Source organism: Ruegeria sp. AH12, from assembly GCF_056541465.1.
Map to the genome: position 1 here is coordinate 373,039 of NZ_JBQFYL010000003.1, position 22,127 is coordinate 395,165.

General features: G+C 55.9%; 20 protein-coding genes and 1 pseudogene. 3 read left to right on the forward strand and 18 right to left on the reverse strand.

The features are described from left to right. Positions 1-30: 30 nt before the first annotated feature. Together ACR0EL_RS08485 and ACR0EL_RS08490 are read right to left on the reverse strand one after the other, a co-directional pair. Positions 31-1,386 carry an ABC transporter substrate-binding protein gene (locus ACR0EL_RS08485; RefSeq protein ID WP_480499381.1) on the reverse strand — a complete coding sequence of 452 codons (1,356 nt, stop codon included), beginning with the start codon at positions 1,384-1,386 and terminating at the stop codon, positions 31-33. Beyond that, the gene (locus tag ACR0EL_RS08490; protein ID WP_480499382.1) at positions 1,383-2,543 is read right to left on the reverse strand and encodes a LacI family DNA-binding transcriptional regulator; all 1,161 of its coding nucleotides are present in this window, start codon (positions 2,541-2,543) and stop codon (positions 1,383-1,385) included. Before ACR0EL_RS08490 ends, ACR0EL_RS08485 begins: the two co-directional genes overlap by 4 nt. Positions 2,544-2,789: 246 nt before the next feature. On the opposite strand from ACR0EL_RS08490, the gene ACR0EL_RS08495 reads away from it, so the two are divergent. Continuing rightward, on the forward strand, positions 2,790-3,053 hold the full coding sequence (locus ACR0EL_RS08495) for an ATP-binding protein (RefSeq protein WP_353009534.1): 264 nt from the start codon (positions 2,790-2,792) through the stop codon (positions 3,051-3,053). Between the two features lie 357 nt (positions 3,054-3,410). Here the strand turns inward: ACR0EL_RS08495 and ACR0EL_RS08500 are convergent, their stop codons facing one another. From ACR0EL_RS08500 to ACR0EL_RS08575, 16 genes are all read right to left on the reverse strand, one after another. Next, positions 3,411-3,701, reverse strand: coding sequence for a TFIIB-type zinc ribbon-containing protein (locus ACR0EL_RS08500; RefSeq protein WP_170537416.1), 291 nt, complete (start codon positions 3,699-3,701; stop codon positions 3,411-3,413). A gap of 296 nt (positions 3,702-3,997) precedes the next feature. After that, entirely contained in the window at positions 3,998-4,390 is a 393-nt protein-coding gene (locus tag ACR0EL_RS08505; RefSeq protein ID WP_480499383.1) for a RidA family protein, read from the reverse strand. Further along, positions 4,380-4,793: an acyl-CoA thioesterase gene (locus tag ACR0EL_RS08510; protein ID WP_480499384.1), complete on the reverse strand. Its 414-nt coding sequence runs from the start codon at positions 4,791-4,793 to the stop codon at positions 4,380-4,382. The genes ACR0EL_RS08505 and ACR0EL_RS08510 overlap by 11 nt, the downstream gene beginning before the upstream one ends. Next, positions 4,793-5,479: an ABC transporter ATP-binding protein gene (locus tag ACR0EL_RS08515; RefSeq protein WP_480499385.1), complete on the reverse strand. Its 687-nt coding sequence runs from the start codon at positions 5,477-5,479 to the stop codon at positions 4,793-4,795. The genes ACR0EL_RS08510 and ACR0EL_RS08515 overlap by 1 nt, the downstream gene beginning before the upstream one ends. Further along, on the reverse strand, positions 5,476-6,225 hold the full coding sequence (locus ACR0EL_RS08520; protein ID WP_480499386.1) for an ABC transporter ATP-binding protein: 750 nt from the start codon (positions 6,223-6,225) through the stop codon (positions 5,476-5,478). Before ACR0EL_RS08520 ends, ACR0EL_RS08515 begins: the two co-directional genes overlap by 4 nt. Continuing rightward, positions 6,218-7,201: a branched-chain amino acid ABC transporter permease gene (locus ACR0EL_RS08525; protein ID WP_480499387.1), complete on the reverse strand. Its 984-nt coding sequence runs from the start codon at positions 7,199-7,201 to the stop codon at positions 6,218-6,220. Before ACR0EL_RS08525 ends, ACR0EL_RS08520 begins: the two co-directional genes overlap by 8 nt. Continuing rightward, positions 7,198-8,118, reverse strand: a complete 921-nt coding sequence (locus ACR0EL_RS08530) for a branched-chain amino acid ABC transporter permease (protein WP_480499389.1) — start codon at positions 8,116-8,118, stop codon at positions 7,198-7,200. Before ACR0EL_RS08530 ends, ACR0EL_RS08525 begins: the two co-directional genes overlap by 4 nt. A gap of 64 nt (positions 8,119-8,182) precedes the next feature. Beyond that, the gene (locus tag ACR0EL_RS08535; protein ID WP_353009520.1) at positions 8,183-9,313 is read right to left on the reverse strand and encodes an ABC transporter substrate-binding protein; all 1,131 of its coding nucleotides are present in this window, start codon (positions 9,311-9,313) and stop codon (positions 8,183-8,185) included. Between the two features lie 80 nt (positions 9,314-9,393). Beyond that, positions 9,394-11,028 carry an AMP-binding protein gene (locus ACR0EL_RS08540; RefSeq protein WP_480499390.1) on the reverse strand — a complete coding sequence of 545 codons (1,635 nt, stop codon included), beginning with the start codon at positions 11,026-11,028 and terminating at the stop codon, positions 9,394-9,396. Beyond that, positions 11,028-12,179 (reverse strand): acyl-CoA dehydrogenase family protein, encoded by a 1,152-nt coding sequence (locus ACR0EL_RS08545; RefSeq protein WP_480499391.1) that lies wholly within the window; start codon positions 12,177-12,179, stop codon positions 11,028-11,030. The genes ACR0EL_RS08540 and ACR0EL_RS08545 overlap by 1 nt, the downstream gene beginning before the upstream one ends. Next, positions 12,179-12,982, reverse strand: coding sequence for an enoyl-CoA hydratase family protein (locus ACR0EL_RS08550; RefSeq protein WP_480499392.1), 804 nt, complete (start codon positions 12,980-12,982; stop codon positions 12,179-12,181). Before ACR0EL_RS08550 ends, ACR0EL_RS08545 begins: the two co-directional genes overlap by 1 nt. Next, positions 12,982-13,446 (reverse strand): MarR family winged helix-turn-helix transcriptional regulator, encoded by a 465-nt coding sequence (locus tag ACR0EL_RS08555; protein WP_480499393.1) that lies wholly within the window; start codon positions 13,444-13,446, stop codon positions 12,982-12,984. The genes ACR0EL_RS08550 and ACR0EL_RS08555 overlap by 1 nt, the downstream gene beginning before the upstream one ends. Further along, the gene (locus tag ACR0EL_RS08560; RefSeq protein ID WP_480499395.1) at positions 13,443-14,162 is read right to left on the reverse strand and encodes an SDR family NAD(P)-dependent oxidoreductase; all 720 of its coding nucleotides are present in this window, start codon (positions 14,160-14,162) and stop codon (positions 13,443-13,445) included. The genes ACR0EL_RS08555 and ACR0EL_RS08560 overlap by 4 nt, the downstream gene beginning before the upstream one ends. Further along, on the reverse strand, positions 14,159-16,453 hold the full coding sequence (locus ACR0EL_RS08565; protein WP_480499396.1) for a bifunctional salicylyl-CoA 5-hydroxylase/oxidoreductase: 2,295 nt from the start codon (positions 16,451-16,453) through the stop codon (positions 14,159-14,161). The genes ACR0EL_RS08560 and ACR0EL_RS08565 overlap by 4 nt, the downstream gene beginning before the upstream one ends. A 356-nt stretch (positions 16,454-16,809) precedes the next feature. Further along, positions 16,810-19,953: an efflux RND transporter permease subunit gene (locus ACR0EL_RS08570; protein WP_480499398.1), complete on the reverse strand. Its 3,144-nt coding sequence runs from the start codon at positions 19,951-19,953 to the stop codon at positions 16,810-16,812. A 12-nt stretch (positions 19,954-19,965) separates the two neighbouring features. After that, positions 19,966-21,126 carry an efflux RND transporter periplasmic adaptor subunit gene (locus ACR0EL_RS08575; protein ID WP_480499400.1) on the reverse strand — a complete coding sequence of 387 codons (1,161 nt, stop codon included), beginning with the start codon at positions 21,124-21,126 and terminating at the stop codon, positions 19,966-19,968. 87 nt (positions 21,127-21,213) lie between these two features. On the opposite strand from ACR0EL_RS08575, the gene ACR0EL_RS08580 reads away from it, so the two are divergent. Together ACR0EL_RS08580 and ACR0EL_RS08585 are read left to right on the forward strand one after the other, a co-directional pair. Next, complete coding sequence (locus tag ACR0EL_RS08580; RefSeq protein ID WP_480499401.1) at positions 21,214-21,855, forward strand: TetR/AcrR family transcriptional regulator; 642 nt, start codon at positions 21,214-21,216, stop codon at positions 21,853-21,855. 125 nt (positions 21,856-21,980) lie between these two features. Beyond that, positions 21,981-22,103, forward strand: a pseudogene (locus ACR0EL_RS08585) (IS6 family transposase); the annotation flags it as partial. Positions 22,104-22,127: the final 24 nt, after the last annotated feature.

Here is a 22,127-nt window from a genome sequence, read left to right on the forward strand (position 1 = left end):
CGCCGCTGCAGATGCCAAAGAGAGGTCGCGTTATTCGACCTTGGCGAGTTCGTCGTTCATGGCGGCAACCGCAGCTGCAGCGTCAACTTCGCCATCAATATATTGACGGACGACCCGATTGATCGCCTGGCTGTTGATCATCTTCGACGCCAGTGCCAGCTGACCTTCGGCCACGCCCCAGCGCTGGGCAACGTCCAGACCACCAACGATTTCATCGATCATGGCCTGTTCATAGAGATCCCCGAGCGGGGCTTTGCGATCAACACCAACCGGCAGTTCAGCCCATGCTTCCGCAAAGGCAGTCGGGTTATCGGCATTTCCACGACGGACAGGGAACTTGCCCTCTGGTGCGATAGCCAGAGTTTGGGTGTATCCGTCATCCATAGCAAACTTCACAAAGTCGATCGCCGCATCGGTATCCGCATCGCTGGTAATACCGAAGTAACGCACATCACCCCAAGCAGCTCCATCCGGGTTTGACGGGCCGGACAGCTTGGTCACGATTCCGGTCTTGCTGGCCAGATCGCGCGAGGTCGGATCGTCGTTGATGGTCGGCGGCGCACTGTCGCGCAGACCAGCCAGCTCGTCCAGAATAAATGGGGACCAGATGATCATCGCGGCTTTGCCGTCGAAATACAGTTCACGCGATTGCTTCCAGTACAATTCACCCGGAGGCGAGGCCTGAGAGATCGCTTTGTAGAAATCCAGAACCTCGGTGGTCTTGGCTTCGTCCAATGGCTGGAAGCCCTCGGAACCTACAGGGCTAACGCCATTGGCGAGGAAGACATGCTCCAACACCTGACTCATGAAGTTTTCATCAACCTTGGTGGCCGAAACAAACCCGTACATTTCAGGTGGGTTATGCAGTGCATCCAGCGCTGCCTGAATGTCGACAAAGCTGTTCGGCGCTTCCAGACCCGCCTCATCAAACAGATCCTTGCGATAGACCACCATCTGCGTCCAGCCGTCGACCGGAACCGATGCAGTTTCATCATCAAAGGCGGCCATGGACAGAGGGCCCGGGGCAAAGGTATCCGCGCCCAGATCCTCGATCACTTCACTTGCAGCCCCGGTGTCCAGAATACCAGCTTCAGCCCAGGGAAGGGCATATTGCAGCGGGTGATAAACCACGTCCGGCAGATCGCCGGCAGCAAAGGCGGCGGTGGCGCGGGTGCCAAGATCGCTTTCGGTAACCGGGATCACTTCAACTGTTGTACCGGTCTGGGCCTTGAACTGATCAGCCATCTCTTGCTGTCTGGCCAGACGCTCTGGTTGTTCTTCGGTTGTCCAGAAACGGATCGTATCAGCCTGCACGGATAGCGCAGTCAGCGCGAGTGCAAGCGACGAGCCCAGCATAAGCTTGGCCGCTTTGGGCGTAAGTTTCATTGATAGGTTCCTCCCAAGATGTGTTCATTAGATTTCGTGATCTTTTCCGCCAACTCCTCCGAGGTCAGCGATGGCGGGCCGTCAGAGGCCCGTTCGGTCAAAGATGCCTCGCCAAGCTCGCGCAAAGTGTCAGGGGCTTCTCCCCGGATTTGACGGATCAGCAATGTTGCGAGGCGAGCCCCCGCAGCGTGGCTATCAACATTGAACGTCGTCAGGCCCGGACGGGCATAGTGGCATTCAGGGATACCGTCGTAGCCAATGATCGAAATATCCTGTCCGATCTTCAGCCCCAGATCGGTTGCGACCCCATAACATCCCAAGGCCGCCAGGTCGGTGGCAAAGACGATCGCGGTGGGTGGCCGATCCAAACGCAGAAGCGCCCGGCTTTCGGCGGCTCCCTCTTCGCGCGTTCGGGCGCCGTTCCGCACAAGCTCTGGATCGAAGGGCAACCCGGCGATACCCAGCCCTTCAACATAACCATCCCGGCGGAGATGGCTGTAGTTGAATTTCAGATCACTGCCGACATACCCGATGCGGGTATGGTTGTGACCTGCCAGCCGAAGCACCGCCTTACGGATGGCTGTCTCGCCCGAGATATCGAACCACGACGTATTTGCAGGCGGAGTGGCGCATCCATATCCAGTGCGGCCATATAGGATGAACGGCACGTCCAGATGCCGTAAAAATCGAATACGCGCGTCGTTGACCGCAGTTCGAGGCAGGATAAACCCATCGGCCTTATGCTCTTCCACAAGACGGGCAAGAACCTTGAGCGTGTCCTGCTCAGATCTTGCGGTTGATATTGTCATCGTCCAGTCAAATCCGCTGGCGGCCTCGCAAGCTCCGGCTAGGAATTCCTGCAGAAATGGGTTGTGGCCATCCGGCTCGTCAGCGTTGAGCACCATCGCAATGGCGCGAACACGCCCGGTTCGAATAGCTTGTGCATGGCTAAGGGGACGGTACCCCAACTTACGTGCCATGGTTTCGACACGCTTGCGCGTGGTTTCGGAAATATCGGGATATCCGTTCAGCGCGCGCGAAACCGTGCTTTTCGAAAGACCAAGCCGGGCTGCAAGATCATGGATCTTAACACGGCCAGAAATCTGCTGATTTTCAGCAACAGATACCTCCAACCGATTTGTAAGATTCGCTCCCATCTTTTCGATTTTCGACGCCGAAACCGGTTTCGGCAACAGATTTGTAAAACTTCTGCCGCCTGAACCTCTGGCGTCAAACAAACTTGGTTCCTGGAAGACGCCTATAATTCCAGAATCCGAAGAGACACTGGCGCGGCGATCTCGGGTCAGGATTCACAACCAGTAGATAATGGTCGTTACGAAGGCGACTGAGGGAAGGAAGACCTGGAATAGCGATCACAACGTAACGCCACTTGTGCCCAACTCTTGAGCCAAACAACATTCCAGGTCACCGCAAGGCGTACTGAAAGCGGTATCGAACTTTGTATCGAAGATGACGCACCCGGCATTCCGGAAGGCGCCCGAGACGAAGCGCTTCGGTCCGGCAGTCGGCTGGACACCTCAGTAAGAGGAACTGGTTTAGGTCTGTCTATTTCCGTTGATCTACTGGCTGCCTATGTTGGGAAGCTGGAACTTAGAACATCGGAGCGCCTGGGTGGCTTGGCCTGTGAGGTAACGCTTCGGATGTGAGCAAAGCGCTCTGCTTATTGCGCTAGCAGTCAGGGCGCAACCTCTTCCGATCTGAAATCGCCGTCTGCATAGACGCCAAACCAGTCTTTGACGCACACCGCAGCGCGTGTTGCTATGAGCTTAGGCGATCCCTCATTTTCAGGCGATCAGGGCAGGCAGCCGGCCCAAACGGGACACCCGACCGAATGCCTAGACGCTGCAGCTGTGGCGAAAGCCCGGTCTTGCAAAGCTGCGTGGCAGCGCTTGAAGGCCTAGGCCAAGTCCTCAATCCGGACTTGCCCGGCAGTCACACAATAGGACCGGCAAGCGGTCATACATGCACGCAGGGCGGTTGAGACCACGAGGAGCGTGACGTGCCTAGTCGAAAATCTCTAGCAAATTGTCGAACATGCCGCCGCGCTTGCGGCGTTTTGGGTAACCCTGCGGCGTGCGCTGAGGGCTTTCGTGATAATGCACATCAGAATATGCATCGTCAGCGGAGACGCCGCTATCGATGAGCGCTTCTTCGCGGATGGCCATGATGATCTTTTCTAACTCTCCACGATCCAACCAGATGCCCCCCGAAGAAGGACAGATATCCATCTTTACACCATAACGTTCCACCTCACGCATGGGCGAACCGTCGATTGGAGATGTCATCAGGGGCATATGCGATATCCTTTGCTAAGCGAGATTTACCAGTGAGCAGACCTTACATAAATTGTAGTTGAGTGATGCCTTTACAAGGCTGAGAACTCCATCGGATCAGCGGTTATCTTCACGGGATTGGTTCGCCACGTGCTGGACAACGTCGCCCAATGTGCCCCAATCGCTGGAACATCATTCCATCAAAGCCCTAGTCGGCGAACCCGCAAGACAATCAGCACGGATTGAAGTCCGCGTACCGCCATACCAACCAATTGGCGTTCGTCACATTTTGCAGATGAAAACGGCTTCCGGCGACATCACAATTGCGCCGTCGCTTCGATTTCGACCTTTGCCGCATCTTCGACAAGACCGGCAACAACCACCATCGACATGGCCGGGAAATGTTTGCCAAAAATCTCCCGATAGGCCTGGCCAACTTCGCGTTGGGCGGCCAAGTATTCAGCCTTGTCCGTAACAAACCAGGTCAGGCGCATCACATCCTCGACTTTGCCACCGGCCGTTTCGACAATTGTCCGGATGTTGAGTAGCGCCTGACGCATTTGACCAATGAAATCGTCACTCACGAACTCTTTGTTTGCATCCCATCCAATCTGGCCACCAATATGAAGCGTGCCATCTTTCGCCAGTATTCCATTTGCATAGCCCAGCGCCGGCAGCCAACCTTCGGGGTGTATTACGTCATGCGGCATCAGTGGGCTCCTTCAAGTCTTGCAGTCGTTGTGCGATCCGTTCCGGCCAAGGCGCTGCGCGTCCTATCGCGTTGATGTGAACCAAGGTTGCCTCGGTTGCGAATCTAAGCTCTTTTTCACAATGCGCAGTCAGGCGAAACGTCATTGATCGGCGGCTGATGGCAGAAATCTTCAAGCGCAATACCAGCTGTTCCCCGTGTCGACTTGGGGCGGCAAACCTCGTGTTGATCTGTGCCGTCGGCACGCCGCTCTGGCCATGAATGTCTTCGAACGGCCAATCCAGCACGTCCGCGAAAAAACACTCAACACAGTCGTTTATCATCTCGAAATAGCGTGGGTAGAAGACAATCCCGGCAGGGTCGCAGTGTTTGAACATGACTTTTTGGGTAAGTTCAAAGCTCATCACACACCTACATATTGCGCGGTCAATTCGGGCGTCAAAGCGTCCATTTTGCCAGCCCAAACCGTCTTGCCCCGCGCCAAGATGACGGCGTTGTCGGCAACCGAGGACAGCTCGCGCAGGGATTTATCGATCAACAGGATCGACATTCCGGTCTCACGCTTAATCTGCGTGATCGCTGCCCAAATTTCTTGGCGAACAATCGGGGCCAGGCCCTCAGTTGCCTCGTCCAACACCAAAAGCTGAGGATTGGTCATCAATGCCCGTCCAATTGCGAGCATCTGTTGCTCTCCACCCGAAAGCGAGGCCGCGCGTTGGCCTTTGCGTTCTTCAAGTCGGGGAAAAAGCCGGGCGATGGCTTTTAAATCCCAAGCGCCAGAGCGTGCCGCAGCAATGAGGTTCTCTTCGACCGTCAGGTCCCTAAAGCAACGACGCCCTTCTGGCACCAATCCAACACCCAGCCGAGCCACGTTATGGCTCGCCAGCTTATGCAGGTTTTTGCCACTAAACATCAGGTTGCCGGACGAGTCGATCATTCGGCAGATCGCTTTGACTGTGGTGGATTTTCCCATACCATTCCGCCCCATCAATGCGCAGACCTCGCCTGCGTTCAGGGTCAGATCAACTCCGAACAAAGCAGGCGTACGACCGTAGGATGCTGTCAGGTTTTCAACCTTGAGCAAGCTCATGCCTCCTCCCCCAAATAGGCCTCTCGGACCTCGGGCGATGATCGAATTTCGTCTACTGTTCCGGACGCGATCACCTGGCCATAGACGAGAACGCTGATCCTATCGGCCAGCGAGAAAACCGCATCCATGTCATGTTCAACCAGCAGGATCGGTGCCTCGTGGCGCAGTTTGTCCAGAAAGCCGGTCATTTCCTTCGACCCCTCCGCACCCAATCCCGCCATCGGTTCATCCATGACAAAGGCCTTAGGGGACAGGGTTAAGGCAACGGCGACTTCCAATTGCCTACGTTGCCCATGGCTGAGATTAGCAGTGGTTTGACCCGCGGCACCGTCTAAGCCGACGCGGACAAGCGCCTCCATAGCCCTGTCGCGCAAGTCTGTGTCCCGGCTTGCTGCGCCCCAAAAACGCCAAGGATTTCCGGAATGTCCAAGCGCGCCCAGCAGCGCATTTTCAAGCACGGTGTCTTCCATCGCAAGAGCAGAGATTTGGAAGGTTCGCCCTAGACCGGCCCTGGCACGTTCCTGCGTCGATAGGGATGAGATGTCCTGATTGTTCAAGTAGACGCGGCCGGAATCGGGCTTTAATCCGCCACAGATTTGGCCAATCAGCGTTGACTTGCCAGCGCCATTGGGACCGATGATGGCGTGGATTTCCCCAGCCCTCAAGTCAATCGAAACGTCTTGCGTGGCCTTGAGCGCGCCAAAGCTCTTTTTGAGGTTCCGCGTAGATAATACAACGTCAGACATGGGGCCCCTCTTTGCCGGTCAAAATGCCCAACAGGCCACCGCGGGCGAACAGCACAATCAGAAGCAGGATCACCCCGAGCCAAACGTGCCAGAAATCGGTCAAACCGCCCAATAAATGCTCGAGCATCACAAATAGTGCGGCCCCAATGACAGGACCCATCAAACGCCCAACACCACCAATGATAATCAGAACAATCAACTCGCCCGACAATTGCCAACTGAACATCGTCGGGCTCACAAAACGATTTAGATCAGCAAAAAGAGCACCCGCTAGTCCGGTCACCGCTCCTGAGATGACAAAGGCCAAAAGCTTCAGGCGCATCGGGTTCAACCCGACCGTTTCCACGCGTTGCGGCACCTGTCGTGCTGCGTTCAAAGCCAAGCCGAAAGGAGATGCACGAAGTCGCCAGTGGAGCAGCAGTGCGGCACAAAGCGCCGCGAAACACAGACCGAAGAACTGGATCGGGACTAGCGTGTTCATGCCTGGAAATCCGTTGCGCACGTAAATCGACAGACCATCTTCGCCGCCATAGGCGCTCCAGGAAATGGAAAAGAAAAAGAACATCTGACCAAACGCGAGCGTGATCATGATGAAATAGACACCCGTTGTCCGCAGAGACAGTAGCCCGATCAACAACGCCGCCAGGGCGGAGATGACAATCGCCGTCAACCATATCACCGGCATGGATTTTGTGCCTTCGATGCTAAATGGTCCAAGCTCCAGCGCGGTATATGTCTGGGCATGATGGGCGAGAATGCCCATCGCATAGCCACCAAGGCCAAAAAACACCGCGTGCCCAAGGCTTACCAAACCGCCAATCCCAAGCGCGATGTTCAACCCCACCGCGGCCAGCGCCAGAATAACGATCCGTGTGGCCAATGTGATCGTGAATGGCTCATCAATTGCAAGAGCCCAAAGCGGCACGACCGAAAGCCCGGCCAGCACGACCCAATTGACATAATGTTCCCTGATCATGCCCGCACCCCAAATAAACCGGTCGGGCGCCAGATCAACACGATGCTCATAAGGATATAGACAGCCATCGACGCCAAGGCAGAGCCGGTTTGCGTCGCAGCGCCTGCTTCCATGAACAGTTTGAAAACTTCCGGCAGGAATATTCCACCCAGCGTATCGGTCAATCCGACGAGGACAGCTCCGATGAACGCCCCTTTGATCGAGCCGATCCCACCGATCACGATCACCACAAAGGCAAGGATCAACACAGGTTCTCCCATCCCCACCTGCACCGATTGGATCGCGCCCACCAAGGCACCTGCCAACCCGGCTAGCGCCGCGCCCAGCGCAAAGACGATCGTGTAGAGTTTCGAGATATCGACACCAAGCGCTGCGATCATCTCGCGGTCATTTTCTCCTGCGCGGATTTGGATACCGATCCGGGTACGGGCGGTAAGCCACCACAGCCCAAGGGCCACCACAATACCCACGCCAATAAGGGTCAAACGATAAAAGGGATATTCAATACCGCCCGGCAATGTGATCGGGCCAGACAGGAAATCGGGGATGTCAAGAAACAGAGGGAAAGACCCAAAGACCCACCTCGTACCTTCGGAGAAGATCAAAATCAGGGCAAAAGTCGCCAACACCTGATCCAAATGCGGAGCATGATAAAGCCGTCGGATAACGGTCATTTCGACAATCGCGCCAGCACAGGCCGCGGCAGCCAGCGCCGCCACAAGCGCCAGAACGAAAGAGCCTGTGTACCCGGCAACGGCTGCGGCCGCGAAGGCCCCAACCATGTACAGCGAACCATGGGCCAGATTAATCAACCCCATAACGCCGAAGATCAGGGTCAGGCCTGCTGCCATCAGAAATAGCATAACACCAAACTGAAGCCCGTTCAGAACTTGCTCAAAAATGAGAATAGCTGACATTCAATCGCCTCGGAAACAAACAGACCTACCGTGCAAACCACGCGCGGCAGGCCTGCCATCGTCACTACATCTTGCAATCACCCGCGTAGGCGTCCGCGTGGTTTTCGAGAGCAGCACCAAGAATTTTGTTGGTGAAAACGTCACCTTCCTGGATCACCTCACGGGCATAGATCGTTTGCACCGGGTGATGGTTATCGCCAAAGGCAAAGTCGCCGCGCGTGCTGTCAAACTCGGCGGCTTTCAAAGCCGCACGGAACGCGTCGGCATCGTCAACACTCGTGGTGTTCAGGGCCGATAGGATCAGGTTTGCGGTATCGAACCCCTGGCTTGCATACAGCGACGGAAGACGCCCGTATTCAGCCTGAAAGCTCTCGACGAAGGCGGCATTTGTCGGATTGTCGATATCCTTGTTCCACTGCGATGTGTTCACTACGCCCAAGGCGGCGCCCCCCACCGCTTGCAGGATACCTTGGTCAAAACTGAACGCCGGACCGACCACAGGCAGATCAACACCGCTATCTGCATATTGCTTCAAGAAGGAAATTCCCATTCCGCCGGGCAAGAAGAAAAACACGCTATCTGCGCCCGAGGCACGGATCTGCGCGATCTCTGCGGCATAGTCTGTTTGGCCAAGTTCGGTGTAAAGCTCGCCGGCCAACTCACCTTCAAAGAAACGCTTATATCCGGTCAAAGCATCTTTCCCGGCCGGGTAATTGGGGGCAAGGATGAAGCTGTTGGCGTAGCCCGCACCATTTGCATACGCGCCAGCAGCCTCGTGAAGATTGTCGTTCTGCCAGGCAACGTTGAAGTAGTTTTTGTGGCAGCCTTTGCCGGCCAATGCCGAAGGTCCCGCATTGGGCGACAGATAGAAAACGTCTTGGTTTACAGCAGATGGGACGACAGCCATGGCCAAGTTTGACCAGATGATTCCAGTCATAATGTCGACTTTCTCGGACTGGATCATCTTGTCTGACAGCTGAACCGCGATATCCGGCTTGCGCTGATCGTCTTCAATCACAACTTCTACATCATCGCGGCCGGATTGTTTGATTGCCAGCATGAAGCCATCGCGCACATCAATCCCCAGCCCGGCACCTCCGCCTGAAAGTGTCGTGATCATGCCGATCTTGGTCTCTGCCACCGCTCCAGTAGCGGCAAGCGCAAGCGCTGTTGTCATCGCAAGTATTTTTTTCATTGGTTTTTCCTTTCCCTGTTTCGTTTCGGCACGGTTAATTTGTTTCCACTTTAAGCGTGGCTTTGTCCTCTCGATAACGCTCATATCGACTCTTGTTCCGGAATCGCCTCTTTCAGTCTGAAGCGTTGAATCTTTCCTGTTGGGGTCTTTGGCAGTTCATCCTGGAAAAGGATAGAACGTGGATATTTGAAGGGCGCAACGGTCGCTTTCACATGGTCCTGAAGAGCTTGGAGCAGCTCGTCGGATGGTTCGACATTTTCAGCAAGAACAATATGGGCTTGAACAATTGACCCCCGCGCCTCGTCTGGCACACCGATGACGCCACATTCAGCAACGGCTTCGTGCCCCAGAAGGGCCGCTTCAACCTCGGGCCCAGCGATATTGTAACCAGAGGAGACTATCATGTCGTCATTGCGGGCTACGAAATAGAAATAGCCATCCTCATCACGGCGAAAGCTGTCACCCGTGACATTCCATCCATCCTGAACATAGGTGTCCTGACGGTCGCCCCGCAGATATCGGCACCCTGTCGGGCCGCGCACGGCCAGTCGCCCAACCTCGCCAATTGGCGCTTCGCTGCCGTCAGGCGCCAGAATTTTGGCTTCGTACCCCGTCACAGGCTTGCCAGTACAACCCGCACGGTGATCGTCAAAACGGTTCGAGATAAAGATGTGCAGCATCTCAGTCGCCCCAATCCCGTCCAGCATCGGTTTGCCGGTTTTTGCGATCCACTCCTCATAAACCGGGGCAGGCAAGGTCTCTCCTGCGGACACGGCAGCCCGAAGACTGGAAAGGTCAACCCCCTCTTCCATAGCGCAGAGCATCACGCGATAGGCGGTTGGTGCTGTGAAGGATACCGTCGCCTTATACTTCTGGATAATGTCGATCATATTCGGCGGTGTTGCGTCTTCCAGCAGCGTTGCTGTTGCACCGAACCTGAGGGGGAAGATCGCTAGTCCTCCCAAGCCGAATGTAAACGCCAATGGCGGTGAACCGACAAAGACATCTTCGGGCACCACCTTAAGCACCTCCCGCGCATAACCATCCGCAATCATAAGAAGGTCGCGGTGGAAATGCATGGTTGCCTTGGGCGCACCGGTGGAGCCGGAGGTAAAGCCCAACAAGGCGACATCGTCACGACCCGTCTGAACCGCATCGAACGTCACCGGTTTTTCCAGCGCCAGCCCGTCAAGCTCGGCATCATGGTTCATTGTCCCGTCAAATGCCACAACGCGCAGAGAAGGACAGTCCTTTGCGCAAAGGTCCAATTCATCCATCAGTCGGGTGTCGCATAGCGCATGCGTGATCTCGGCTAGTTCGATATATTTTTGCAATTCGACCGCACGCAACATCGGCATTGTGTTGACCACCACAGCGCCTGCTTTCGTAGCAGCAAGCCAGCAGGCCACCATGGCCGGATTGTTGGCCGAACGGATCAACACACGATTTCCTGGTTTTACATCCAGATCGTCGACCAGTGCATGTGCCAGTCTGTTTGTCCAATCCGTCAGTTCTTTGTAGGTCCGCTGCCGACCATTTCCGATCAGCGCCGTGTGATCTCCGAACCCTTTGGCCACCATCGCATCAGTCAGTTCCACACCGGCATTCAGATATTCTGGGTACTCAAATCCAGCCGTCAAGAAATCAGGCCAACTGTCCTGCCTGGGCAGGTTGTCCCGCGCGAAACCATCACTATGCGCCGTCGGTCCGAGCATCAGGCACCCCCCTCGAACACGGTCATGGTCTGGCGCGCTATGATGATTTTCTGAACATCGCTCGCACCTTCATAGATGCGCAGCGCCCGGATTTCGCGATAGAGCGTTTCCACTGAAGACCCAGATCTTACGCCGTCTCCACCAAAAAGCTGAACCGCCTTGTCTATCACATGTTGCGCCTGATCCGTGGCAAACAGCTTTGCCATCGCCGCCTCGCGGGTGATGCGCGGGGCACCCCTGTCGCGCATCCATGCAGCGCGGTAAATCAACAAAGCCGCCGCATCGACATCCAAAGCCATGTCAGCGATATGCCCCTGAACCAGTTGTAAATCAAACAACGGAGACCCTTGCACGTGCCGGGAGGAAACGCGCCCAAGTGCTTCATCCAGCGCGCGGCGCGCAAAGCCCAAAGCCGCTGCCGCCACGCTGGCACGAAACACATCCAATACAGACATTGCGATTTTGAAGCCTTGCCCCGGATTCCCAATCATACCGCTGGCGGGAACACGACATTCCGTAAACCGCAAGGTCGCCAAAGGATGTGGCGCGATGGTATCAAGACGCTCTGCAACATCAAAACCCGGCAAGTCTGGCGTGACGATAAAGGCCGACATGCCCTTGGTACCCGGCGCTTCACCCGTGTTCGCAAAGACCGTGTAGACATCAGCAATCCCGCCATTCGAGATCCAGGTTTTCTCGCCACTAAGGATGAAATGATCGCCATCGCGCGTCGCTGTCATGGTGTTGGCCGCAACATCTGAACCCGAGCCCGACTCGGTAAGTGCAAAGGCGGAAATCACCTGCCCGGCGCGCGTCTTTGGAAGCCATGCGGCCTTCTGTTCGGGCGTTCCAAACAGCGTGATTGCTCCAGTCCCCAACCCCTGCATGGCAAAGGCGAAATCGGCCAACCCGTCATGGCGTGCCAGAATCTCACGCGAAAGGCACAGCTTGCGGACGTCGAACACGCCGTCCTTATTGGACGTCGGCGCAAGAACGCCTGCCTTTCCCAGCTCTGCAACCAGCGCCTGGCAGGCCGCGTCCGTATCGCCGTGATCTATATTCAGCCCTTGGGCAATCTCTTCCACATAGGCCGCCCAGTTGCGGTGTTCGGCATCAAAGAAGGGCCAGTGAAGAAAGGTTTGATCCGCCATCAATCTCCCCCGAAAACTGGTTTTTCTTTGGCAATAAAGGCTTCATAGGCACGCGTAAAATCCTGGCCCTGCATACAGATGGCCTGTGCCTGCGCCTCGGCCTCGATCGCCTGATCCAGGCTCATATTCCATTCCTGCGCTAGCATCGTCTTGGTCATCGCATTGGCAAAGGTCGGCCCGGTGGCAATCCGTTCGGCAAGGGCAATCGCCGCCGCCTCAAGCTCTTCAGCAGAGGTTACAGAGTTGAAAAACCCCCAGCGCTCGCCCTCTTCTGCGCGCATGTTGCGCCCGGTATAAAGCAATTCCGCAGCGCGCCCCTGCCCGATAATCCGAGGTAGCATCGCGCAAGCCCCCATATCGCAGCCTGCAAGCCCCACCTTGTTGAACAGAAACGCAACTTTTGTATCCGGTCCGGAAATGCGCAGATCAGACGCCATGGCCATAATCGCGCCTGCACCCGCGCAGACCCCATCAACGGCCGCAATGATCGGCTTGCCACAATGGATCATCGCCTTGACCAAATCTCCGGTCATACGCGTGAAGGCCAGAAGCTCTTTCATGGTCATCCGGGTGAGCGGCCCGATGATGTCATGCACATCTCCGCCAGAACTGAAATTGCCACCGTTTGGCAAGATCACAACCGCGTGGACATCGTCCGAATAGGCAAGGGCACGGAACCAATCGCGCATTTCTGCATAGCTGTCGAACGTAAACGGATTTTTTCGATCCGGTCGATCATGGGCAATACGGGCAATGCCGTCGACGATTTTGCAGCGAAAGTGCTTTGGCTGAGGCAGGTTCATCACGTGTTCCGATCATCCAGGGCTTTGTTCAAAAGACGGGTCAGGGTTTTTGTGTCCTCACGCGTCAGGTTGCCCAACATATCGTCTATCCATTCTTCATGGTGCTGCGCCAAATCCGCGAATGCTTTGGTGCCTTTGGGTGTTAAGCGCGCGATCATGGCACGCCGGTCTCCTGGCACCGCAACACGAAGCGCAAGGCCTTCTTCCGCCAAGCGGTCGATAATTCCAGTAATGTTACCGTTGGAGACTTTCAGATAGTCGGAAAGCTCGCTCATTTTTAACCCGTCAGGATAGCGCGATAGGGCTGCCATCACATCAAATCGCGGAAGCGTCGTATCGTGATTATCTCGGAGCCTACGGCGCAGATCTGCCTGGACCGAAGACGAAAGCTTCAAAATCCTGAGCCAAAGGCGCAGCCGCTCCTTTGACAGAGGTTTCTGGTCGGGTTGCGGTTGTGGATTCATATCTCACCTCCCGACATTGACAATGCATGACCGTTGATCGCGGCGGCTTGCTTAGACGCCAAAAACAATGCTGTTGCGGCCACTTCACTCGGGTCAATGAGTCGTGCCTGGGGATTGCCCGACGCAACCATTGTCGTCGCCTCAGCCCGGTTCATATCAAACCGTTTCATAAGCCCGGATATAGCCTCATCTGCCAGCGCAGTATCCGTAAAGCCGGGACAGATCGCGTTACACGTGATCCCCGACTTCGCAACATCCAAAGCGATGGATCGAACCAGCCCGACAACACCATGTTTGGCGGCAGAATAAGCGGGAACCGATGCGTTCCCTTTCAGGGCGGCAGTCGACGCAATTGCAATCAGGCGCCCGCCAGCGCCCATCGTGTTCAAGGCTGCGCGAAAGGTCAGAAACGTGCCTGTCAAATTGACCGACAGAGTCTTTTCCCAGGACGCAAGCGACGTCTTTGAAACCTTGCCAGAGGAACCGCCCCCGGCATTTGCAATCACCACGTCGAATGGCGCGTCAAAAAGCGCTTCGACCTCTGGCTCTTTTGTGACGTCAGCGGTCTGCCAAGTGATTGAACGCCCAGCGCTGGCGTCTTCAAGCATATCGCTTCTTCGGCCTGTAATCGTGACAGCGTCGCCCGCGTCAGCAAAGGCATGGGCAATCGCACGCCCGATACCTGTACCTCCGCCCGTGACCAAAACCCGTCTCATACTTTAAGCATCTCCGCTTCGCGATCTGCCAAACGCCAGGCCTGATCTCGTCCTGCCAGATAGGGAAGTGGCCAATCAGGAGCCGCCCTGTCGCCGATGCGTGCGGCCTCGTGCAAGGTCCAGTATGGATCCGCCAGATGTGGACGCCCGACCGCAACAAGATCAGCGCGCCCAGCCATGAGGATCGAATTCGCGTGATCAGCTTCATAGATGTTGCCGACTGCCATCGTTGGAATACCCGCGTCGTTGCGAATACGGTCACTAAACGGCGTCTGGAACATGCGGCCATAGACCGGCTGAGCCTCAACTGTGGTTTGCCCCGCCGACACGTCAATCAAGTCCGCCCCCGCCGATTGAAAGGCTTTTGCGATCAACACGGCTTCCTCAGGTGTTACACCCGCATCTCCAACCCAGTCATTCGCCGAGATTCGAACCGATATCGGCTTGGCCTTTGGCCAGGCTGCACGCATGGCGGCAAATACCTCCAACGGCCATCGCAGGCGGTTTTCGAGTGCGCCACCGTATTCATCGGTGCGTGCGTTCGACATGGGCGAGATAAAGGACGAAACAAGATACCCGTGCGCCGCGTGCAGCTCGATCATGTCGAATTCGGCCCGATCAGCCATGCGTACGCTTTCAACAAACTGGTCCTTGATCTCGTTTATCTCCGCTCGGGTGATTTCGCGGGGTGTTGCGTTGTTTGGCGACCAAGGAAGGGCAGAAGCACTGACCAGGTCCCAATTCCCTTCCGCAAGCGGCGCGTCCATGACCTCCCAACCCAATTGGGTCGAACCCTTGCGCCCCGAATGCCCGATCTGACAGCAAATCTTTGCATCGGTGTGTTCGTGCACAAATCCAGTCAGGCGCCGCCAAGCAACCTCATGTTCCGTTGCGTAAAGCCCCGGACAGCCGGGTGTGATCCGGCCCTCTGCGCTGACGCAAGTCATTTCAGTATAGACCAGCCCGGCCCCGCCTTTGGCCCGCTCTCCATAATGCGCCAAATGCCAATCCGTCGGTGCACCGTCCACAGCCCTATACTGCGCCATGGGCGACACAACGATCCGGTTCTTGAGTGTCATCTCTCGCAGCTTAAACGGCGTGAACATCGGAGAGCGCAGGGGTGCGTCCTCTGGCATACCTGAACGCGTCATGAACCAACGCTCGGCGCTTTCCAACCAATCCTTGTCGCGTTCGCGCAGGTTTTCATGGCTGATCCGCTGGCTCCGGGTCAACATGGAATAGTTGAGCTGTACCGGCTCCAGATCGAAGTAGCGCTCCACAGTTTCAAACCACTCCAGCGAGTTGCGCGCCGCTGATTGCAAACGCAACACTTCAAGCCTGCGATCCTCTTGATAGCGCGCAAGGGCAACGCCTGTGTCCACCTCGCTATGCAGCAAGTCGGCCAGGGCGATCGCCGACTCCAACGCCAGCTTCGTGCCAGAGCCGATCGAAAAATGCGCCGAGGCTGCGGCATCGCCCATCAACACGATATTCTCATGATGCCATTGTTCGCAAAGCACACGCGGAAACCGTAGCCAGGCGGAACCACGGATATGATTGGCATTCGTCATCAAAGCATGCCCGCCTAGGTGATCTTTGAAGATGTGCTGGCAGACGGCGATGCTTTCGTCTTGGCTCATCTCGCCAAAGCGATACGCGTCGAAAGTGGATTGCGAACATTCGACAATGAAGGTCGCAGTCTCATCATCGAATTGATAGGCATGGGCCCAGACCCACCCTTTGTCGGTTTCCTCAAAGATGAAGGTAAACGCGTCATCAAAACGCTGATGCGTCCCCAGCCAAACGAACTGACAAAGCCGTTCGTCGATCTCGGGTTTGAATACATCTGCATAATGCGCGCGCGTTTTTGAATTCAGCCCATCGCTGGCCACGACAAGATCGAACTCGGCAGCATAAGTTTCGACGCTTTCGATCTCAGTTTCAAAACGCAATTCGACGCCCAGTTCTCGCGCCCGGTCCTGAAGCAAAAGAAGCAGCGTCTTGCGTCCGATACCGCAGAACCCATGGCCCGAAGATACCAGTCGCTCACCTTTGAAATGCAAGGCCACGTCATCCCAATAGGCAAAGTTTGCACGGATTGCCGCAGCGCTTATGCTGTCATTTGACGCGAGGTTGTCGAGCGTTTCATCAGAGAGCACGACGCCCCAACCAAAGGTGTCGTCCCTCTTGTTTCGCTCCACAACAACAACCTCATGGGTCGGGTCGCGCAGCTTCATCGAGATCGCGCAATAAAGCCCTGCCGGGCCGCCACCAAGACAGGCGATACGCATACAATCCCTCTCCTTGCCCCGATTCTTGAACTAAGTCTGCGGGCAACTCATTTTTATTTCAAGCTTGAAATTTTAAATAAGAACAGTTTGACTCCGAAAGAATGGCTCGGTTGCGAGGGAAAAGAGGACCCTTATGCCAGACGGCGTTTGCGCTACGACGCGAGCAAGCGTGAAGCCTGCCCGTCTTGATTGCGGCCACCAAGGCGGACTAGGCTGCCGCCCGGCAATATACTTTAGATAACATGCAGTTCGACAAACCGCTTGCTCAAGCGTGAGTTTTTAACGAAATAAACCGTCAATTCGAACAACGATGGCCTTGAGCCAAAATAATTTGTCAGTAGACACTGTCCCGACCCTCATTCCGCCGCGAGCGCAACAACTGGATTGTTGGGGTCAGAAGGTTGTTGGTTGGCTACCCGCCGATTTTTGAATTTGCCACGATACACCAACGCGAACACAGGCGGGGTGAAGTAGAACGACACTACTGTCGACAACAGAACACCACCGGCGATCGCCACTGCAAACGGAGGCCAAAAAGCTCCTCCTCCTAAGATAAGGGGCAGGAAGCCACCGAAAGTCGTGATTGTTGTCGAGATGATGTGTCGGCTGGAACCAGTGACAACGCGCGCCATCGCCGCCCGATCACCCTGGCTGGCCTGATCGTCTTGTTGCAACCCGGTTAGGATAATGATCGCCGCGTTGATCGAAACCCCTATTGAACCGATTACTCCGATAATTGCAGTTATGCCAAACGGGAATTGCATGACGGCCAGTGACAGCATTGAAAGGCCCGCAGACAATACGCACACGACCAAGGTCACAAGAGTCAACCGGAATGAGTTGAAGGTAAGCACAATGGTCGCGATGGAGAGCGTGACAATCAATCCGACAGAGGCAAGCAAATTGCCCACGGTGTTGGATCGGGCATCACTGTCGCCGCCTAAGGACATCGAATAGCCTTGCGGCAACACAAACCCGGACGCATCAAGCGCTTCTAGAACGTCCTGCAAAGCCTCTTCGGGCAAAACACCCGGCACGATAAACGCCTGTATGGTGTTCTCGCGTACGCCATCCGTTCGGGTTATGACGCTCTCTGCAGGTTCGATAACCGGTCTGGCGAGTTCCGACAAAGGTACAGCGGGGAACACTCCGGTCGCGGATATGGCGGCAGCGTTCGGCAACAGAATGGGCATACTGACAATAGCGCTTAGGTCTGATCGCACCTCGTCACCCAAACGAACACGCACCGGCAACTGTTCAGTCCCTTCGATCAGTGATCCACCGGTGATGCCAACAAGCGCCGTGTCCAGCTGACCCGCTATATCCGCGACGTCCAATCCCAGCAGACGGGCTTTGACCTCATCAATCTCGAACCGGATTTGAGGGTTGCCGCCGTTCACGCTGGCGCGCGCCTGAGTCACCAGGTCGAGATTGGCCATAACGGACCGCACCTCGTCGCCGAGATTGCGCAAAACCGTGATGTCTTGCCCCTGAATTTTAACCTCAACCGGTGCGGCGACCGGAGGGCCTTGCACAAGACTGCGAACGATGATTTGCGCGTCAGGAAAGTCGGTATCCAGACGACCCTGCAGGGCTCCGACAAGGCGAGCTGCGTCGTCGGCCGTGTCGGTCGTGATCATGGCCTGTGCAAACCCGGGCTCGCGTGAACGGTTGCCGACGATGTTGTAGTAGAATGCAGGGCCGGACTCTCCGACTGTCCAGTAGACACTTTTTACGCCGTCATCAGCCAGCAGCATTTCATCGATCTGACGGGCGGTTGCTTCGGTGGTGGCAATTGATGTTCCACCCGGCATGTCGACCTCGATATAGAATTGGTTTCGGTCGACGCCGGGGAAGAATTGCGCGGTCAGCGTTGGAAAGGCCGCAAAGCCAAGCACGGGCAAGACCAACGCCAACGCGATGGATCGCACTGGGTTGGCAACGGACAAGCGGATTGAGGCCTCGAACATACGGGCAAGCGGCGGAATGCTGACGCCACTGCTCAGCATTCCCGCATCTGGGCGATCGGACAGTACCCAGCCCGCAATCGCCGGAGTCACCGTCAAGGCCACGACCAGGGACCAGACAAGCATAAGCACCACAGCGATCGCGATGGCACCGACAAAGTCGCCTGCGGGCCCCGGCAGCAAGATCATCGGCGTGAAGGCAAGCGCCGTTGTGACAGTCGATGCCAGTAACGGCGCGGCCAACCGGCGAACAGCATCTCGCACGGCTGCAAGTCGCTCCATCCCATCCTGCAGACGGCGTCGAATCTCATCGGTCATCACGATGGCTGCGTCAACGAGCAGACCGAGAGCAACAATCAGGCCCGTCACGGACATCTGATGAATGGGCAATCCAATCATGTTCATCGTCGCCAGAGTTGCCAATGAGACGACAGGCAGTACCAACGCCACAATCGCAGCGGCCCGAACCCCCAAGGTTATGAACAAAACAGACACCACCAGCGCCACGCCAATTGCCATGTTAATCCCGACCTCTGACAAACGATCCGTCGTGTACTGGCTTTGATCAAACAGTAGTATTTCCTGTATGCCCAGAGGTACCAGTTCGGCGCCTGCCGCAAGCTCATCCCGAAGAAAACCAGTCCAGCGGTCGATCTGCACGCCGTCCTGCGCCAGAACCCCGATCAGAACCGAAGGTTTTCCGTTGGCAAACGCGATTGAGGACTGCGGTTCGCGCCCACCCCGGTCTACGCTGGCAATATCTCCAAGCTGCACCACGGCACCGTCTGCGTTTTCACGCAGGACGATGCTTCGAATGCGGTCCAAAGTCTCAATCTCCCCGCTGATGCCGATGGTCAGGTCGACATCGGACTGCAACCGCCCAGACTGAACCTTGCCATCTGCTTCTGCGATCCGCTGGGATATCTCGGCCGCGCTAAGCCCAAGCGCAGCAGCCTTGTCCATATCGACGCTTACAAGCACCTCTTCATCCGGCTGACCGAAATAGTCCACTGCTCGTGTCGCAGGTATCGCACGCAATCTGTCACCCAATGCTTCGGCATGACGTGACAACAATGTTAGCGGGAAGTCGGGGTCCTCGGCTGCAACCGCAATAACAGCGGAATAGGCGGCAATACCTTCAGCATCAAACTCTGGCGGCAATACTCCTGCCGGGAAGTTCTGTCGCGCGTCTTCAACGGCATCCCGCGCTTCGGCCCAAACCTGCTCAATGGTGGCTTCATCCAGCGTTTCCAGCAACTCGACCGAAACAACCGACACGCCCGAGCGTGAGACAGAACTGATCTCATCCACTTCGGAGATTTTCCGCAGTTCTTCTTCGATTTCTGCGGTAACCAGCGCTTCGACCCGCTCCGGGTCTGCACCCGGGAACTGCGTCGTCACAGTTGCGAAGAGGTTGGTAATCGTTGGGTCTTCCTGCCGGCCCAACGATAAGAACGAAGAAAGACCTGCAGATACAAGCACCAAAATGATAAGGGCGACCAGCCGGGGGTGGCGAAAAGTAAGAGTTTCCATCAGATCGCTCCGTTACTCGCCCGTGTTGAAAGCGACACGCTGGCCAACGGTAACGCGCTGTGGCCCTTGGTCGATCAGAACAGTGCCTTCTGGAAACGCGCCGCGTACGAAAACGCGGTCATCTTCAGCGTGCAGAACTTCGACCGTTGCCAGGCGTACAATCTTCTGTGCGTCAGCAACCAGAAGTGTCCATTGCCCACGCGTACCTTCCTTCAACGATGTCGTGGGCACCCAGGTCCCCGCACTCTGGACGGGATCCAGTACATGAACACGTGCGGTTTGTCCGAAAGCAACGTCTGGCGCGTTCTTCAGATCGAACAGCGCAGTGCGGGTTCGGGTCACCGGGTCAATGTCGGGCCGCAAAGTTGCAAGCTCGGCGCGATAGCTTTGACCTGCTATTTCGATCTCAACATCAGTCAGCAGCTCCGGATCAACATCGAGAGGGATACCGATCCGAACCTGCGGGGACACGACCTCGACCATTCCCAGAACCAGCTCACCCGATCGCAGAGTTTCACCTCCGTCCACGTGTCGCGCGGTTATTTGACCAGCAAATGGGGCCTCGATACTGGATTTCTCGATCCGAACGGTCACATCACGCATGGCCGCATCCAGTTCGCCGATTCTGGACAACAATTCGTCTTGCAGGGAAACTGCTTCGTCCAAACGGGCTTGGCTGGTGAATCCCTGTTCGATGAGTTTGGCGTTTCGCTCAACTGTTTTCTTGGCAAATGCGAGCTGGGCTGAGATGGCATCGCGTGATGCGGTCAGACGCTCACGTTCGACCTCCAACAGAGCAGTGTCCAGCGTCGCCAGAAGTTGGCCCTTGGCAACCTCGTCGCCCTCATCCACCAGAATCTGATCAAGCGTTCCGTTCAGCTCGAATGAAATATCTGCCGAACGCTGTGGTTCGACCTGACCGATGAACACACGGTCGACTGTATAGGCGCTCTCCGACGTGATTGGCGTTGCCGAGACCGGCGTCACTGCCGCAGCGTCCGGTGAAGGAACAGCATCTGCCCGGCGTGTGAGCTCGGACGCACCGAAGTAAACTGCGGCCGCTGCAACGGCTATAAAACTGACGGTCACTCCCAGACGCACAGTGCCGCGGAACACACGTACAAATAGGCTCGGTTTGGTCGCTTCAGCAGATGAATTTGCAGGATTCGGCATTTGGGGACCTCATCAAGTTAGCATCTCTAACATATGTTAGAAGTTCTCACTTTGACAAGAGATACGTGATCTGGCACATGTTGGATCATGAGCAGCACAGAAAAAATTCACACTTCAACTGGCCAGGCGACCGGTCATGCTGTTGGCAAGAAAGCCTATCATCACGGCGATCTCCGCGCTGCATTGATCGAGGCAACCCGACAGCTGGTTGAAGAGAAAGGTCCGGATAGATTTTCCGTGTCTGAGGCGTGCAGACGGGCGGGCGTTTCGACTGCGGCCCCCTACAAGCATTTCAAAAACAAGACAGAAATGCTGGTTGCGACTGTTCTTGAAGGCATGGAGCGTCACCGAAATAAAATGCTTGCCGCACTTGAGGGCGTTCCTGAAGGATCGCCCGAGCGCATCACCGCAATTGGGATGGAGTATGTTGCTTTCGCCCTCAACGAGCCGGGAATTTTCAGGTTGAAATTTGGTGGCTTTACGGATCGCATCGCAGATCCCCAGCTTGAAGAAAGCGGCCAACAAAGCTTTGAGATTCTTTTGACCGAGGTTGCAAAATGTCTCGGAGAACCGGGAATCACTGACGAGGTACGTAGACGAGGGTTCTTATTGTGGAGCTTTGTGCACGGGCTATCTTTCATTCTGCATGACAAAGGGCTTGCAGAGAAAGGCGGAGATTTCGAGCTGTATGCCCTACTCGAAGACATCTCTGAAAGAATGCTGCGTTGATCTCTCACAATATTCGTAACCGTTGTGAGGGTTATCGGCATCGAAGGTTCTGTTGCAAACTTTGCCCCACCTGTGAGATCGAAAGCAGTTCTGGTGACGCGCACTAAACGTGACAGGAACCGGCCGTGACGATCTCGTTCAAAGGTGCACATTTTCCGAAAGACGTGATCTTTCACGCTATCTTCTAGCGGGATCTGGAAGAAATCATGGCGGAACGTGGTGTCGACATGGATCACGCGGTGCTAAACCTCTGAGTACGGACCTTCTCGTAG

Bases quoted from the DNA above. Each gene is read 5' to 3' on its own strand.
- ACR0EL_RS08565 (WP_480499396.1), bottom strand. From the start codon at position 16,453: ATGCGTATCGCCTGTCTTGGTGGCGGCCCGGCAGGGCTTTATTGCGCG.
- ACR0EL_RS08520 (WP_480499386.1), bottom strand. From the start codon at position 6,225: ATGTCTGACGTTGTATTATCTACGCGGAACCTCAAAAAGAGCTTTGGC.
- ACR0EL_RS08555 (WP_480499393.1), bottom strand. From the start codon at position 13,446: ATGAATCCACAACCGCAACCCGACCAGAAACCTCTGTCAAAGGAGCGG.
- ACR0EL_RS08575 (WP_480499400.1), bottom strand. From the start codon at position 21,126: ATGCCGAATCCTGCAAATTCATCTGCTGAAGCGACCAAACCGAGCCTA.
- ACR0EL_RS08580 (WP_480499401.1), top strand. From the start codon at position 21,214: ATGAGCAGCACAGAAAAAATTCACACTTCAACTGGCCAGGCGACCGGT.
- ACR0EL_RS08570 (WP_480499398.1), bottom strand. From the start codon at position 19,953: ATGGAAACTCTTACTTTTCGCCACCCCCGGCTGGTCGCCCTTATCATT.
- ACR0EL_RS08485 (WP_480499381.1), bottom strand. From the start codon at position 1,386: ATGAAACTTACGCCCAAAGCGGCCAAGCTTATGCTGGGCTCGTCGCTT.
- ACR0EL_RS08510 (WP_480499384.1), bottom strand. From the start codon at position 4,793: ATGAGCTTTGAACTTACCCAAAAAGTCATGTTCAAACACTGCGACCCT.
- ACR0EL_RS08535 (WP_353009520.1), bottom strand. From the start codon at position 9,313: ATGAAAAAAATACTTGCGATGACAACAGCGCTTGCGCTTGCCGCTACT.
- ACR0EL_RS08545 (WP_480499391.1), bottom strand. From the start codon at position 12,179: ATGGCGGATCAAACCTTTCTTCACTGGCCCTTCTTTGATGCCGAACAC.
- ACR0EL_RS08500 (WP_170537416.1), bottom strand. From the start codon at position 3,701: ATGCCCCTGATGACATCTCCAATCGACGGTTCGCCCATGCGTGAGGTG.
- ACR0EL_RS08490 (WP_480499382.1), bottom strand. From the start codon at position 2,543: ATGGGAGCGAATCTTACAAATCGGTTGGAGGTATCTGTTGCTGAAAAT.
- ACR0EL_RS08525 (WP_480499387.1), bottom strand. From the start codon at position 7,201: ATGATCAGGGAACATTATGTCAATTGGGTCGTGCTGGCCGGGCTTTCG.
- ACR0EL_RS08560 (WP_480499395.1), bottom strand. From the start codon at position 14,162: ATGAGACGGGTTTTGGTCACGGGCGGAGGTACAGGTATCGGGCGTGCG.
- ACR0EL_RS08505 (WP_480499383.1), bottom strand. From the start codon at position 4,390: ATGCCGCATGACGTAATACACCCCGAAGGTTGGCTGCCGGCGCTGGGC.
- ACR0EL_RS08515 (WP_480499385.1), bottom strand. From the start codon at position 5,479: ATGAGCTTGCTCAAGGTTGAAAACCTGACAGCATCCTACGGTCGTACG.
- ACR0EL_RS08530 (WP_480499389.1), bottom strand. From the start codon at position 8,118: ATGTCAGCTATTCTCATTTTTGAGCAAGTTCTGAACGGGCTTCAGTTT.
- ACR0EL_RS08550 (WP_480499392.1), bottom strand. From the start codon at position 12,982: ATGAACCTGCCTCAGCCAAAGCACTTTCGCTGCAAAATCGTCGACGGC.
- ACR0EL_RS08540 (WP_480499390.1), bottom strand. From the start codon at position 11,028: ATGCTCGGACCGACGGCGCATAGTGATGGTTTCGCGCGGGACAACCTG.